10 protein-coding genes, 2 pseudogenes and 1 riboswitch are annotated in these 13,319 nt (G+C 73.5%); of the genes and pseudogenes, 10 read left to right on the top strand and 2 right to left on the bottom strand.

The window, feature by feature from the left end; genetic code table 11:
- Positions 1-24: 24 nt before the first annotated feature.
- The 7 genes and pseudogenes from nadD to RM445_RS18655 form a co-directional block, all read left to right on the top strand.
- Positions 25-612 carry a nicotinate-nucleotide adenylyltransferase gene (nadD, locus tag RM445_RS18685; RefSeq protein ID WP_311557919.1) on the top strand — a complete coding sequence of 196 codons (588 nt, stop codon included), beginning with the start codon at positions 25-27 and terminating at the stop codon, positions 610-612.
- 463 nt (positions 613-1,075) lie between these two features.
- Positions 1,076-2,269, top strand: a complete 1,194-nt coding sequence (gene shbA, locus RM445_RS18680; protein ID WP_311557917.1) for an RNA polymerase sigma factor ShbA — start codon at positions 1,076-1,078, stop codon at positions 2,267-2,269.
- 62 nt (positions 2,270-2,331) lie between these two features.
- Complete coding sequence (rsfS, locus tag RM445_RS18675) at positions 2,332-2,721, top strand: ribosome silencing factor (protein ID WP_311557915.1); 390 nt, start codon at positions 2,332-2,334, stop codon at positions 2,719-2,721.
- Positions 2,718-3,341, top strand: a complete 624-nt coding sequence (locus RM445_RS18670; protein WP_311557914.1) for a histidine phosphatase family protein — start codon at positions 2,718-2,720, stop codon at positions 3,339-3,341. Before rsfS ends, RM445_RS18670 begins: the two co-directional genes overlap by 4 nt.
- Positions 3,342-3,380: 39 nt before the next feature.
- Entirely contained in the window at positions 3,381-4,244 is an 864-nt protein-coding gene (locus RM445_RS18665) for a DegV family protein (RefSeq protein WP_311557913.1), read from the top strand.
- Between the two features lie 127 nt (positions 4,245-4,371).
- The gene (locus RM445_RS18660; RefSeq protein WP_311557911.1) at positions 4,372-5,205 is read left to right on the top strand and encodes a ComEA family DNA-binding protein; all 834 of its coding nucleotides are present in this window, start codon (positions 4,372-4,374) and stop codon (positions 5,203-5,205) included.
- Positions 5,100-7,319: pseudogene (locus RM445_RS18655) on the top strand (ComEC/Rec2 family competence protein); the annotation flags it as partial. The gene RM445_RS18660 and the pseudogene RM445_RS18655, both read left to right, overlap by 106 nt.
- Before the next feature lie 315 nt (positions 7,320-7,634).
- On the opposite strand, the gene thrC reads toward RM445_RS18655, so the two are convergent.
- The gene (gene thrC, locus RM445_RS18650; RefSeq protein ID WP_311557909.1) at positions 7,635-8,906 is read right to left on the bottom strand and encodes a threonine synthase; all 1,272 of its coding nucleotides are present in this window, start codon (positions 8,904-8,906) and stop codon (positions 7,635-7,637) included.
- Between the two features lie 8 nt (positions 8,907-8,914).
- A riboswitch (SAM riboswitch) is annotated at positions 8,915-9,035 on the bottom strand.
- Between the two features lie 140 nt (positions 9,036-9,175).
- On the opposite strand from thrC, the gene holA reads away from it, so the two are divergent.
- Positions 9,176-10,153, top strand: coding sequence for a DNA polymerase III subunit delta (gene holA, locus RM445_RS18645; RefSeq protein ID WP_311557907.1), 978 nt, complete (start codon positions 9,176-9,178; stop codon positions 10,151-10,153).
- A gap of 66 nt (positions 10,154-10,219) precedes the next feature.
- On the opposite strand, the gene rpsT is transcribed toward holA, so the two are convergent.
- Positions 10,220-10,483 carry a 30S ribosomal protein S20 gene (gene rpsT, locus RM445_RS18640; RefSeq protein ID WP_311557905.1) on the bottom strand — a complete coding sequence of 88 codons (264 nt, stop codon included), beginning with the start codon at positions 10,481-10,483 and terminating at the stop codon, positions 10,220-10,222.
- A 240-nt stretch (positions 10,484-10,723) separates the two neighbouring features.
- On the opposite strand from rpsT, the pseudogene RM445_RS18635 reads away from it, so the two are divergent.
- Positions 10,724-12,348 (top strand): annotated as a pseudogene (locus RM445_RS18635) (circularly permuted type 2 ATP-grasp protein).
- A gap of 25 nt (positions 12,349-12,373) precedes the next feature.
- A complete protein-coding gene (locus tag RM445_RS18630) occupies positions 12,374-13,318 on the top strand; it encodes an alpha-E domain-containing protein (RefSeq protein WP_311557904.1) in 945 nt (314 codons plus the stop codon).
- Position 13,319: the final 1 nt, after the last annotated feature.

Genomic DNA, 13,319 nt, shown 5'->3' with positions numbered 1-13,319 from the left:
GTCGTTCCGGTTAGGCTGCGGGCCGTGCAGCGCAAGATCGGCATCATGGGCGGGACCTTCGACCCGATCCACCACGGGCACCTGGTCGCGGCCAGTGAGGTCGCCGACCGGTTCGCCTTGGACGAGGTGCTGTTCGTGCCGACGGGACAGCCGTGGCAGAAGGTCGAGCGCGAGGTCAGTCGACCGGAGGACCGCTACCTGATGACCGTGATCGCCACGGCGTCGAACCCGCGGTTCTCGGTCAGTCGCGTCGACATCGACCGCAAAGGGCCGACCTACACCGTCGACACGTTGTCCGACCTGCACGACGCGATGCCCGACGCCGAACTGTTCTTCATCACCGGTGCGGACGCGCTGTCGCAGATCCTGTCGTGGCGCGACGCCGCCCGCGTGTTCAGCTACGCCCACTTCGTCGGGGTGACCCGGCCCGGCTACGAACTCGGTGACGACCACCTGCCCGACGGTTCGGCCACCCTCGTGGAGGTGCCGGCGATGGCGATCTCGTCGACCGAGTGCCGCACGAGGGTCGCGGCCGGACGGCCGGTCTGGTACCTCGTGCCGGACGGCGTCGTGCAGTACATCACCAAGCGCAACCTGTACCGGAAGCCCTGATCACGGCACAGTGACCACCGAGCGGACCCGTTCCGCGGTCACTCCGTGTGCTCGGACAATGACACCGGCGACACGCCGGGTTGTCGTCATGAGATTGTCCATCCCCAATCTGCGCTACCCCGGTCGTCGGGCGAGGCCGTGATGCGGCAGGGTGTGTGCAGACCGTGAGGGGGAGGGGCCACGATCGGGGGCGAGGGGCGTCGCAGGGTGGTGGTAGCCACACCTGCGTGGAGAGGAAAACCGGGGCGACCGGCGTCGACTGTTGCGCAACGATGAGGGGTGGCAGCGAGCTTCCGCGGGGGACGCGGGGAACTCGGTGTGTCCGCGGCGGCGACGCCGTGCTCTTCATGGCGGCGTGGGCCGTGGATCGAAGGGTGAAGATGATCTCGACACCGACCTCGGGGGGACGTTGCCGAACGCGTCGGCGTCGTGAGGTCGTCACTGCTGAGCTGGTGAAGTCCGCATGGGGGTGAGCGCGCTGCCGGGGGGGCCGGCGTCGGGGTGGAGCGAGTTCGGGGAGCTCTACCGGGCCGACGCGCCGCGATTGGCGGCCTTCGCCATGGCGCTCGGCGCCGCGGGCGACCGGGCGGCCGCGCTCGCGCACGAGACGATGGTCACGTTGTGGCGCCGCTGGGCGGATCTGCCCGGTGCCCCGCGCACGTACGCGCGCCTTCTGGTCGTCCGGGCGATCCGGCGGTCCCGCCCCGCGGCCGGGGCGCCGGTCCCGCTGCACATCGCCGAGCCGACCCGGCACGACGCCGTCCTGACCGGCCTCGCAAGGCTGCCCGACGGGCAGGGCCACGTGCTCGTAGCGACCCTGGACGACCTGCCTCCGGAAGACATCGCGCTGGTGCTGCAGATCGCGGTCGCCGACGTGCAGACCGCGGCGGACGCCGGCGCCGCCGCCCTGCGGAACCACCTCGACGGACGCCAGGTCCAGGAGGCGTACGACGACCTGGTGGCCGGCATCGCGGGGGAGATGGACGTCGACGCCGGGCTCGCGCTCGTCGCCGCAGCCGACTCAGGACGCCCGACCGCGGTGCCGTCGGCGCCGGAGCCGGGGCCGACCACCGGACGCCGTCCGGGTGCGCACGTGCCGGACGAGCTGGTCACGGCCGCCCAGGCCGGCGACCGCGATGCCGTCGCGCGGCTGCTCGAGGTGATCCGGCCGCTCGTCGCCCGGTACTGCCGCGGCAAGCTCGGGACCGTCGACCGGTCGTTCCTCTCCGCGGACGACGTCGCGCAGGAGGTGTGCCTGGCCGTCCTCACCGCCCTGCCCACCTACCGCGTCCAGGGCAAGCCGTTCCTGGCGTTCGTCTACGGGATCGCGTCGCACAAGGTTATCGACGCGCACCGGGCCGTCAGCCGCGGCCGCAGCGACCCCGTCGCGGACGTCCCGGAAACGGCCGAGGTCGGCGCGGGCCCCGAGCAGCGGGCGCTGCACGGGGAGCTGTCGACGCAGTTGCGTGCCCTGCTCGAGGAACTGCCCGAGAAACAGCGCGAGATCCTCGTGCTGCGCATCGTCGTGGGGCTGTCGGCGGAGGAGACCGCGGAGATCGTCGGTGCCAGTCCGGGCGCGGTCCGCGTCGCCCAGCACCGGGCGCTGGGGCGTCTGCGCAAGAACGTCCCGCCCGGCCTCGCCCCCGGCACCGCCTGACGTCGGACCTGCGGGACCGGCCTGGGACACTGGAGGTGTTCACAACAGGTGGAGGGAAATCGGTGACCGCAACCGAGCAGGCGTTGGAGACGGCCCGAGTGGCCGTGGCGGCGGCCGCCGACAAGAAGGCGCACAACATCGTCGTGCTCGACGTCTCGGAGCAGCTGGTGATCACCGACTGCTTTGTGATCGCGTCGGCGCCGAACGAGCGGCAGGTCGACGCGATCGTGGACGCCGTCGAGGAGAAGCTGCGCGAGCACGGCGTGAAGCCGGTGCGCCGCGAAGGCGCCCGAGAGGGCCGCTGGGTGCTGCTCGACTTCGTCGACGTGGTCGTGCACGTCCAGCACACCGAGGAGCGCGGGTTCTACGGCCTGGAGCGCCTGTGGAAGGACTGCCCTCGCGTGGAGTTCGCCGAGGCCCGGGTCTCGGCGGCGGACGACGAGGGCGCATGACGTTGCGCCGGCTCATCCTGCTGCGGCACGGCCAGACCGACTTCAACGTCGACGGCCGCATGCAGGGCCACATCGACTCGCACCTGACCGACGCCGGTCACGAGCAGGCCGCCGAAGCGGCGCCGGTACTGGCGTCGCTCGCGCCGGACCGTCTGGTCAGTTCGGACCTGCGCCGCGCGGTCGACACCGCCGAGGTCGTCGGGGCGGCCTGCGGGCTGCCGGTGAAGTTCGACCCCCGTCTGCGGGAGACCCATCTCGGACTCTGGCAGGGGCACACGGTCGCCGAGATCGAACGCGACTACCCGGGCGCGATCGCGACGTGGCGGTCGGACCCCGCCTGGGCACCGCCGGAGGGCGAGTCGCGCATCGACGTGGTGGCGCGGTCCCGCCCACTCGTCGACGAGTTGGATGCCGAGTTCGCCGACTCCGACGGAGTGTCCGAGACCGTGCTGCTCGTCGCGCACGGAGGCCTCATCGCCGGGCTGGTGACGGGTCTGCTGGACCTGCCGCCGTCGGCCTGGCCGTCGTTCGGGGGGCTGGGCAACTGCCGGTGGGCGGTGCTGGCGCGGCGGGACGACCATCCCCGCTGGCGGCTGGCGGGCTACAACATCGGGGCCTGACACCCGACGTCATCCTTCTGATACGCATACTGTCGGCGCGTGCCCGTGGCCGTCGTGACCGACTCGACCGCGTACCTGCCCCTCGGCCTCGCCGACGGGCGGGGGATCAGGGTCGTCCCGCTCGAGGTGCGGCTCGGCTCGCGGGTGGGCCGCGAGGGCGTCGACATCGACGCCGCGGCCGTCTCGGCAGCGCTCGCCGACCGGCACCTGGTGGTGCAGACCTCCCGCCCGGCGCCCGCCGATTTCGCCACGACGTACCGGGCCGCGCTCGCCGGCGGAGCCACGGGAGTGGTCTCGGTGCACCTGTCGCGGGAGCTGTCGGGGACGTGGGAGGCGGCCCGGCTCGCCGCGCAGGAGGTCGGACCGGACCGGGTCCGGGTGGTCGACTCCCGGGCGACCGCGATGGGCCTCGGGTACGCGGTGCTCGCGGCCGCCGACACCGCCGCGGAGGGAGCCGACGCGGAGGCCGTGGAGTCGGCCGCCGCGGACGTCGCCGCCCGCTGCCGCGTGTTCTTCTGCGTCGACACCCTCGACCGGCTGCGCCGGGGCGGGCGGATCGGCGCGGCCGCCGCGTTCGTCGGCAGTGCGCTGGCGGTGAAGCCGCTGCTGCACGTGGCACAGGGGCGGATCGTGCCGCTGGAGAAGGTGCGGACCACGGCGCGGGCGGCCCAGCGGATGGTGGAGCTGGCGGTGCGTGCGGCCGGCGACACACCTGCCGACATCGCCGTGCACCACCTCGGGGCGGCGGAGCGGGCCGAGGAGCTTGCCGAACGACTGCGGGAGCGGCTGCCGCGGGTGGCGCGGCTGCTGGTGTCCGAGGTCGGCGCCGTGATCGGTGCGCACGCGGGCACCGGCCTCCTGGGGATCGTGGTGGTGCCGCGCAGGGAAGGCGCGCGACGGTAACAGGAGCGGCCGACACGTTCGCCTCTCCGCGCGGGCTCCGGGCAGCGTTGTCCCCACCGGGCTCCGGGTGTCCACCGATCCGACGAGCCTGCCCTGACAGCCCGACTGCCGCCCTAGCGTTGTCGACATGGCCCGCCGAACCCCGACCTCCGGAGCTGGGCGACTGGCCGCGGTGCTGGATCCTCGGCCGTCCGGTGACGACGCACCGACAGTGCCGATTCCCCTGCGCCCGATCTCCCTCGGCCCGATTTCTCGGCCCCCGGATCCCGTGCCTCCAACTCCGTCCCACAGCGCCGGCCGGCTCGCCGCAGTGGCCGACCGGTGGCTGCCGGGTTCCTGGAGAACCGCGCGGATCGACCCCGGGCGGCCTGGAGCCCTCGCGGTGGTGCTGGTGGGAGTGGTCGCCGCCGTGGTGGCGGCGGTCGGGGTCTGGCGGGAGGCGCCGCGGGTGGAACCGGTGCCGGAGCTGCCGACGCTCGTGACGACCACGGCTGCGGCCGCGGCGCCCGTGAGCACCGCAGCGGTCGCCGAGACCCTTGTCGTCGCGGTGGCGGGAAAGGTCAGGCGCCCGGGGCTCGTGCGTGTCCCGCCCGGGTCGCGGGTGGCGGACGTGCTCGATGCCGCAGGCGGAGCGCTTTCCGGGGCCGATCTGAGCGGTGTGAACCTCGCGCGGAAGGTGAGCGACGGCGAGCAGGTGGCGGTCGGGGTACCGCCCGCCCCGGACGCCGCGCAGGCGCCGGTGTCTGGCGGGGAGGGCGGAAGCCCCTCGGGTCCGCTCGACCTGAACTCGGCCGGCGTGGAGCAACTCGACGGCCTGCCCGGGGTCGGCCCCGTGACCGCTCAGCGGATCGTCGAATGGCGCACCCGCAACGGACGGTTCGCGACGGTCGACCAGCTCCGCGAGGTCGAGGGCATCGGCGAGCGGCGGTTCGGACAGCTCCGCGGGCTGGTGCGGGTGTGAACCCCTCGCAGAGGAGTGCGGCCGCGCCCTCGGGGAGCGACCCGGCGGCGGACGAGGCCCGACCGGCCGACCTGAGGCTCGCACCCGGTGCCGTCGCAGCCTGGGCCGTGATGCTGGTCGGCCTGCACACCGGTCCCGTGGGTGGCGTCGTCGCAGCCGGTGTGGCTGCGGGCGTCCTGCTGGCCGGGCTCCGCAGCCGTCGGGCAGTGGTCGTCGCGGCGGCAGGCTGTGCGCTGGCGGCGGGAATGGTCGTCACCGCACATGCGGTGGCGCTGCAGGAGCACCCGCTCCGCGCGGCGGCCGACCGCGGCGCTGCGGCCACCCTGGACGTCGTCGTCCGCGACGACCCGCGCGAGCTGCGTCCGTCGAACGCCGGCGGCCGGCCCGGCGCGACACAGGTGCTGGTCCCGGCCACGATGCGAGCCGCGGAGACCGGAAGCGGGCGGTGGAGCGGCGGCGGCCGGGTTCTGCTGATCGCTCCTGCCGAGGAGTGGTCCACCCTGTTGCCCGGGCAGCCGGTCACCGCCGACGGCCTGCTCGCTCCCGCCACGCGCGACGACCTCACGGTCGCGGTCCTCCGGGTGCGCGGCGGCCCGCGCGCAGTCAGCCAGGCGCCGTGGTGGCAGAACGGTGCGGGCACGTTGCGCGACGGGCTGCGCAGCGCCGCGGCGGTCCTGCCCGAGGCGGGTGCCGGGCTGTTGCCGGGTCTCGCGGTCGGCGACGTCCGCGACCTGCCGACGGAGGTGCGCGACGACTTCCGTACCGCCGGTCTGACCCATCTGACCGCCGTGTCGGGCAGCAATCTCGCGATCGTCGCCGGTGCCGTGCTGGCGTTGCTGCAGCTGCTCCGCGCCGACCCACGGCTTGCGGCGGCCCTCACCGCGGCGGCGTTGCTCGGCTTCGTCGTGCTCGCCCGCCCGTCACCGAGCGTCCTGCGGGCCGCGGCGATGGGCGGCGTGGTGCTACTGGCCCTCGCGCTCGGCCGCCGACGATCGGCCGTACCCGCACTCGCCGCGGCCGTGCTCGTCCTGCTGATCGGTGATCCCGCACTGGCCGCCGACCCCGGGTTCGGCCTGTCGGTGCTGGCCACCGCGGCGCTCGTCCTGATCGTGCCGGGCTGGGTGGTCCGGCTTCGACGGCGCGGGGTGCCACCCGGCGCCGCGGAGGCGATCGCCGTGCCCGCAGCCGCATGCCTCGTGACCGCTCCACTGATCGCGGGACTCAGCGGCGGTGTCGGTCTGGTGACCGTGGCGGCGAACCTGCTCGCGGCACCCGCGGTGGCGCCGGCGACCGTGCTGGGCGTACTGGCGGCGGTGCTGTCACCGGTGTCGATGCCTGCGGCACAGGGCTGTGCGTGGCTGGCCGGCCCGGCGGTGGGCTGGCTCGTCGCCGTCGCGGACCGGGCAGCCGCCGTGCCCGGAGGTGTCGTCTCGTGGCCGGACGGAGCCGGCGGAGCCGTGCTGCTCGCCGTGTCCGTGCTCGCCATCGTGCTGCTCTGCCGCTCCCGGCGGATCCGTCCGCTGCTTCTCGCCCTGGTCGTCGGGCTGTTGCTGGTGCTGGTACCCACCCGCGTGGTGCGCCTGGGCTGGCCCCCGTCGAACTGGGCCGTGGTGGCGTGCGATGTCGGTCAGGGCGACGCGCTGGTCCTGGCGGTCGGGGAGCCGGGGCGGGCGGTGCTCGTCGACGCCGGGCCCGACGACGGGCCGGTGGACGCCTGCCTGGACCGGCTGGGGGTGACGGCGCTGGCGATGGTGCTGGTCAGCCACCTGCACGCGGACCATGTCGGCGGGCTCGCCGGGGCGCTGCGCGGCCGGTCGGTCGGCGCGATCGCCGTCGGTCCCGTCCGCGAGCCACGGTGGGCGCTGGAGCGGGTGCGGCGGCAGGCGGCCGCGGCGGGCACCCGGATGGTCGAGGTGCAGCCGGGCACCCGGCTCGTGTGGCCAGCGCTCGCGCTGGACGTGCTGGGCCCGCAGCATCCGGCCGAGCACGTCGACCCGGACGACGGCACGCAGGTCAACGACGGCTCGACGGTGCTCCGCGCGACGACCCGGGCCGGCACCGTGCTCCTGACCGGCGACGTCGAGGTCGCCGCCCAGGCGCAACTGCTGGCGGCGGGCGTGGCGCTGCAGGCGGACGTCCTGAAGATGCCCCACCACGGCAGCCGCTACAGCTCACCGGAGTTCCTCGCGGCCGTCGCACCGCGCGCCGTACTGGTCAGCGTCGGGGCGGGCAACGACTACCACCATCCGGACGCGGCACTGCTCGAACGCCTGCACCACGACGGTGCCACCGTGCACCGCACGGACCGGTCGGGTGACGTGGCGGTGACCGGCGGAACCGGCGACGGGCGCGGGTCGAGCGTTGTCGCCAGAGGCGACCCGCTGCCCGCGCCGCGCCGCCGGGTGGTCCGCGACCGGCGTCGAGGGCGGTCAGCCGTGCCGCGCCGCCAGGGCCTCGCGCACGGCCTTGCTGCTCGCCGGCACCGTCGCCGTGGGGCCGACCCGGCCCGAGACGGCGTCGAGGGTCTTCAGCCCGTCGCCGGTGATCAGCAGCACGGTCTCGGCGTCCGGGTCGAGCTGCCCGGTCTCGACCAGCTTCTTCGCGGTCGCGACCGTCACGCCGCCCGCCGTCTCGGCGAACACGCCCTCGGTCCGCGCCAGCAGCCGGATGCCCTCGACGACCTCCTCGTCGGAGACGTCGGCCACCGCGCCGCCGGTGCGGCGCACGGCGTCGAGCACGTAGGGCCCGTCGGCCGGGTTGCCGATGGCCAGCGAGCGGGCGATCGTGTCCGGCCGCACGGGCTGCACCACGTCGAGGCCGTCGGCGAACGCCTTGGAGACCGGCGAGCACCCTGTCGCCTGCGCCCCGAACACCCGGTACGGCGTCGGCTCCACCAGCCCGAGCTTGCCCAGCTCCTGGAAGCCCTTGTCCACCTTGGTCAGCTGCGAGCCCGACGCGACCGGGACCACGACCTGGCCGGGCAGCCGCCAGCCGAGCTGCTCCGCGACCTCGTAACCCAGGGTCTTGGAGCCCTCCGCGTAGTAGGGCCGCACGTTGACGTTGACGAACGCCCAGTCCTCGTGCTCGGCCGCCAGCTCCGTGGCCAGCCGGTTGACGTCGTCGTAGTTGCCCTCGACGGCGAGCAGCGTGCCGCCGTACACGGCCGTCGTGAGGATCTTGGCCTGCTCCAGCGACGAGGGGATGAGCACGACGGAGTCCCAGCCCGCGCGGGCCGCGGCCGCGGCAACCGCGTTGGCCAGGTTGCCGGTCGACGGGCAGGCGAGCACGGAGAAGCCCAGCTCACGGGCGGCGGCCAGGGCGACGGCGACGACCCGGTCCTTGAACGAGTGCGTCGGGTTGCCCGTGTCGTCCTTCACCCAGAGCGACCGCACGCCCAGTGCCGCGGCCAGCCGGTCCGCCTTGATCAGGCGCGTCAGTCCCGGCTCGGTGTTCGGGTGGCGGGTGACGTCGGTGGGCACGGGCAGCAGCTGCCGGTAGCGCCAGATCGACTTCGGGCCGGCCTCGATCGAGGCGCGGGTGATCTCGGGGAAGTCGTAGGCGACCTCGAGCGGCCCGAAGCACTGGGGACAGGCGAACTCCGGGGCGAGCGGGATCTCGTGCCCGCACTCGCGACAGGACAGAGCACGAGCCGAGCCCAGGTTGAAGGAGGTGGCCGTCGTGGAGGCGGCAGTCAACGTCATCAGAGATCTCCTCATCTTCCCCGCGCGCGCGGGTCGGAATTGGCACCGTGTTCGTCTGCGCGTGATGGTCGCGCGACGCCGGTTGCCGGGGCTTCAACGGGCCGTTCCCTCTGCCCCTCTGGATGAGCCATATTCGGTTGTGGTCCGGGCGCGCGAAGGCGCCTGGATGACCACGACGTTACGGCACGCGGTCCACCGCTTCCAGTCACGGGCGGCGGTCGCCGGTGATCTGGGAGGCGGGTCACGTCCCGACAGCGAGGTGCGCGACGATGGCGAGGATGGCCACTCCACCAGCTCCCGCGTCGCTGCACCTCGTGCTGGGCGACGAGGAACTGCTGGTCGAGCGCGCGGTGAAGGCCGTTGTCGACGCCGCACGCTCGGTGGACCCGGACGTGGAGCTCCGCCGGTTCCGGGCCCCCGAGATCACGCCGGCGGACCTCGCCGCTGCGCTGAGCCCGTCGCTGTTCGCCGAGGCACGCGTCATCGTGCTGGAGGGTGCCCACGAGGCGGGGAAGGACGCCTCCACAGCGATCCTCGACCACGCGACGGCCCCGGGCGAGGGCGTCACCGTGGTGGTCCTGCACGCCGGTGGTGCCCGGAACAAGGCGCTCGCGGACGCGCTGCGCAAGGCCGGAGCCCAGATCGCGCGCTGCGAGAAGCTCCGGGCGGACGAGCGGGGCGATTTCGTCCGTGGCGAGGTGCGCCGGGCGCGCGGGAAGATCACACCCGAGGCGGTCGGCGTGCTGATCGAGGCCGTGGGGACCGACCTGCGTGAGCTCGCCGCGGCCGCGGGGCAGCTCGTCGCGGACACCGGCGGCAGTGTCGACGCGGACGCCGTGCGGCGCTACCACCGCGGCCGCGCCGAGGCGACCGGCTTCGCGGTGGCGGACAAGGTCGTGGCCGGCGACCGCTTGGGAGCGCTCGAGGCACTCCGTTGGGCACTCGTGCTCGGCGTCCCGCCGGTGCTGGTCGCGGACGCGCTGGCCGACGCCGTCCGCACCCTGGCCAAGGTCGGGGCCGCCGGACGCGGCGACCCGAACCGGCTCGCCGGCGTGCTCGGGATGCCGCCGTGGAAGATCCGCAAGGCCCAGTCGCAGGTCCGTGGCTGGCACCCGGACGCGATCGCGGTGGCGACCGCGGTGGCCTCGCAGGTCAACGCCGACGTCAAGGGCGCGGCGCCGGACGTCGGCTACGCGCTCGAGCGGGCGGTGCTGCGCATGTGCGCGGCGCGGGAGGACCGTCGCTGAAGGCCGCGGCGGACACGCCGAAACGGCGCCGCTCGCAGCGAGCGACGCCGTCGGAAGAGCGGTGCGTCAGGCGGCGGTGGTGACCCGCTTGGCCATCGCCGACTTGCGGTTCGCGGCCTGGTTCTTGTGGATCACGCCCTTGCCGGCCGCCTTGTCGAGGGCCTTGGCGGCGGCGCGCTGCAGCTCGGTGGCCTTCTCGGTGTCGCCGGCCTCGACGGCCTCGCGGAATCGACGGACGGCGGTGCGGACGGACGAGCGGACCGACTTGTTGCGCTGCCGGCGCTTCTCGTTCGTCTTGACCCGCTTGATCTGGGACTTGATGTTGGCCACGCGAATGCCTCGAGTTCTTCCTGCCGCTGAACTGCTCGATGATCTGTCTCTGTAGGCACCGGCGGCAGGATGTGCTGACCGGCCGGGCTCTCGGCCATCAATGCTATCAGCGGCGGCCGCGGCGCTCGCACCGGGCGAGTGTGTAACCCGCATGTAGCCTCCAGTGCTGGTCACCTTCAGCTCGGCTGGGGAAGATGACCGCCGTGAGCCGCGCCGCGCAGGACCCCGTCCGAGCCGACGATCCCGGAGCAGCCGAGTCGGAGGAGAACGGGCCGGAGGAGATTGGCGCGGCCACGCCGCCGTTGTTCGACAACTATCTCGCCCCGGACCGGCCCCACGCCGGCGCCTGGGACGAGATGTTCTCCCCCGACGGCAGCGTCCGCGCGCCGTACCGGGCCCTCCACGAGGCGATCGCGCCCACGGCGGTGGCCGACCTCAAGGTGCGCTCCGAGGCGTTGGACCGCGCCTACGTCGACCAGGGCATCACGTTCTCGCTCTCGGGCCAGGAACGGCCGATCCCGCTCGACATCGTGCCCAGGGTGATCAGCGCTGCGGAGTGGTCGAAGCTGCAGCGGGGCATCGTGCAGCGCGTCCAGGCGCTGGAGATGTTTCTCTCCGACATCTACGGCGACGCCGAGATCGTCCGCGACGGCGTGCTGCCCCGCCGCCTGATCACCAGCTGCGAGCACTTCCACCGGGCCGCGGCCGGGCTCGTCCCGCCCAACGGCGTGCGCATCCACGTCGCGGGGATCGACCTCGTCCGGGACGAGCAGGGGGTCTTCCGGGTCCTGGAGGACAACCTCCGCAACCCGTCGGGCGTGTCGTACGTGATGGAGAACCGTCGCACGATGGCGCGCGTCTTCCCCGACCTGTTCACCCGCCAGCGGGTGCGGACGGTCGGCGACTACGGCACGCACCTGCTGCGGGCCCTGCGCGCCGCGGCGGCGCCGAACGAGGCCGACCCCACCGTCGTCGTGCTCACCCCCGGCGTCTTCAACTCGGCCTACTTCGAGCACTCGCTGCTCGCCCGGCAGATGGGCGTCGAGCTGGTCGAGGGCCGCGACCTGTTCTGCCGCGACAACCTCGTCTACATGCGCACCACCCAGGGCGACCAGCGGGTGGACGTGATCTACCGGCGGATCGACGACGAGTTCCTCGATCCGCTGCAGTTCAACCCCGACTCGGTCCTCGGCGTCGCCGGCATGATCAACGCGGCCCGCGCGGGCAACGTGGTGATCGCGAACGCCGTGGGCAACGGCGTCGGCGACGACAAGCTCGTCTACACCTACGTGCCCGACATGATCGCCTACTACCTCGGGGAGAAGCCGAGCCTGCCGAACGTCGACACGTTCCGGTGCTGGCTCGACGACGAGCGCACGTACGTGCTGGACCAGCTCGAGGAGCTGGTGCTCAAGCCCGTGGAGGGCTCGGGCGGCTACGGCATCCTCTTCGGGCCGAACTCCAGCGCGCGCCAGCTGCAGAAGGCGCGCAAGGCGATCAGGGACGATCCGCGCGGCTGGATCGCCCAGCCGGTGGTGCAGCTGTCGACGGTGCCGACGAAGGTCGACGACAGGCTCGTGCCGCGGCACGTCGACCTGCGCCCGTTCGCGGTCAACGACGGCGACAACGTCTTCGTGCTGCCGGGCGGCCTGACCCGCGTCGCGCTGCCCGAGGGGAGCCTGGTCGTCAACTCCAGCCAGGGCGGCGGCAGCAAGGACACGTGGGTGCTCGCCGCGGGCCGGGCGCCCGAGGCCGACCGCGAGCTGGGGGAGAAAGGGCTGGCCGCGGTCGCGCCCGCCAACTCGCCCGCCGCCGAGATGGGTCCTGAGCTGACCACCAGCCAGCAGCAACAGCAGCAGCAGTGACCACACCTGCGAGAGGGATGATCTGATGCTCGCCCGCAACGCCGAGTCGCTGTACTGGATCGGGCGCTACGTCGAGCGCGCCGACGACACGGCCCGCATCCTCGACGTCTCGGTGCACCAGCTGCTCGAGGACGCGACCGTTGACACGGACCGCGCGGCCCGCACGCTGCTCGGCGTGCTCGGCTGCGACGCGGTGCCCGACAGCCCGCTCGACGCCTGGTCGGTCACCGAGCTCGTCGGTTACTCCGAGACCGAGCCGGGTTCCATCGTGTCGTCGGTCTCGCGAGCGCGGGAGAACGCCCGCGGCGCCCGCGAGGTGGTGTCCGCCGAGATGTGGGAGTGCCTCAACGCCACGTGGAACGCCCTGCCCGAGCGCCAGCAGTACGCCCGCTGGGTGGGCCCGCACGCGTTCTTCTCCTACGTGGAGGACCGCGCGGCGATGTTCTCGGGCATGGCAGCCTCGACAATGAGCCGCGACGACACCTGGCGGTTCTACCTGCTCGGACGCTCCGTCGAGCGGGTCGACATGATCGTGCGGCTGCTCATGTCGCGGGTGTCGGACCGGATGTCGTCGCCGGGCTGGCTGACCGTGCTCCGCTCCGCCGGCGCCCAGGACACCTACCTGCGCACCTACCGCGGCGCGCTCGACGCGGCGCGGGTCGTCCAGTTCCTGCTGATGGATCGGCTGTTCCCGCGCTCGGTGTTCCACGCGCTGCGGCAGGCCGAGACGTGCCTGATCGAGCTGGACAACCGGCCGACGGTGCGGATCGGGGCGAAGGCCGAGGCGCTGCGCCTGCTCGGGCGCGCCCGCAGCGAGCTGGAGTTCCTGCGCCCCGACGAGCTGCTCGACGACCTGCCTGCCCAGCTCAAGGGCCTGCAGGAGACCATCCGCGACGTCGGCGAGGCCGTGTCGCTGCAGTACTTCCACGCCGCCCCGTGGGTCGCGTGGACCGCTCCGGAGGTGAGCTGAC

The sequence above is a fragment of the Pseudonocardia charpentierae genome, assembly GCF_031845345.1.
In the GTDB taxonomy this organism is placed as follows: Bacteria; Actinomycetota; Actinomycetes; order Mycobacteriales; family Pseudonocardiaceae; genus Pseudonocardia; species Pseudonocardia charpentierae.
The sequence above is the reverse complement of the archived record's forward strand: the minus strand, read 5'-3'. Positions and strand labels throughout refer to the sequence as shown.

Coding starts and splice junctions, on each gene's coding strand:
- RM445_RS18660 (WP_311557911.1), top strand. CDS start 4,372: ATGGCCCGCCGAACCCCGACCTCCGGAGCTGGGCGACTGGCCGCGGTG.
- holA (WP_311557907.1), top strand. CDS start 9,176: ATGGCGAGGATGGCCACTCCACCAGCTCCCGCGTCGCTGCACCTCGTG.
- thrC (WP_311557909.1), bottom strand. CDS start 8,906: ATGACGTTGACTGCCGCCTCCACGACGGCCACCTCCTTCAACCTGGGC.
- shbA (WP_311557917.1), top strand. CDS start 1,076: ATGGGGGTGAGCGCGCTGCCGGGGGGGCCGGCGTCGGGGTGGAGCGAG.
- RM445_RS18670 (WP_311557914.1), top strand. CDS start 2,718: ATGACGTTGCGCCGGCTCATCCTGCTGCGGCACGGCCAGACCGACTTC.
- RM445_RS18630 (WP_311557904.1), top strand. CDS start 12,374: ATGCTCGCCCGCAACGCCGAGTCGCTGTACTGGATCGGGCGCTACGTC.